Origin of the sequence: Bacteroides sp. NSJ-39, from assembly GCF_014287315.1 — a bacterium.
GTDB classification, from domain to species: domain Bacteria; phylum Bacteroidota; class Bacteroidia; order Bacteroidales; family Bacteroidaceae; genus Bacteroides; species Bacteroides finegoldii.
In genome coordinates this window covers 1-866 of sequence record NZ_JACOOB010000071.1, presented here as the reverse complement: position 1 = coordinate 866, position 866 = coordinate 1, and the positions used below count along the sequence as shown (strand labels likewise).

The 866-nt window shown below is 43.9% G+C and carries 1 protein-coding gene; it reads left to right on the top strand.

The window, feature by feature from the left end; all coding sequences use genetic code 11:
• A partial coding sequence (locus H8S63_RS19765; protein ID WP_304522353.1) for a HAMP domain-containing sensor histidine kinase occupies positions 1-866 on the top strand: 866 nt, incomplete at both ends.

Genomic DNA, 866 nt, shown 5'->3' with positions numbered 1-866 from the left:
ATCGATAGTGTGCGCAGTCTTTTAGAGGATAAGGAACGACAGATGTTCCAGATAGTCCGGTTAATGGATGAACAACAATCTATTAACAAGAAGATAGCCAATCAAATTCCGGTTATTGTGCAGAAAAGTGTGCAGGAACAGTCCAAAAAGCCAAAACGAAAAGGTTTCTTGAGCATCTTCGGCAAAAAAGAGGGAACGAAGCCAACGACAACAACGACTACGCTCCGTTCATCCAATAGAAACATGGTCAACGAACAGAATGCGCAGAGCCGTCGATTGTCAGAACAAGCCGATAGTCTTGCTGCCCGTAATGCAGAACTTAACAGACAACTGCAAGGATTGATTTGCCAAATCGAAAAGAAGGTGCAATCTGATTTACAAAATAGAGAAAGCGAGATAACAGCCATGCGTAAAAAATCATTTATGCAGATAGGCGGCTTGATGGGATTTGTTCTTTTGCTGTTGGTCATTTCCTATATCATCATACACCGTGATGCAAAGAACATTAAACGATACAAACGCAAGACAACGGATTTGATCGAGCAATTGGAACAGTCCGTGCAACAAAATGAGGTACTCATAACCTCCCGAAAGAAAGCGGTATATACTATTACCCATGAGTTGCGTACACCACTGACGGCAATAACCGGCTATACCGAACTTTTGCGGAAAGAATGCAATAGCGGTAATAATGGGCAATATATCCAAAATATACTGCAATCCTCCGACCGTATGCGGGATATGCTCAACACTTTGCTTGACTTCTTCCGCCTGGACAACGGCAAGGAACAGCCCCGTCTGTCACCCTGCCGGATTTCAGCAATCACGCACACACTTGAAACGGAGTTCATGCCTGTTGCCGTGAA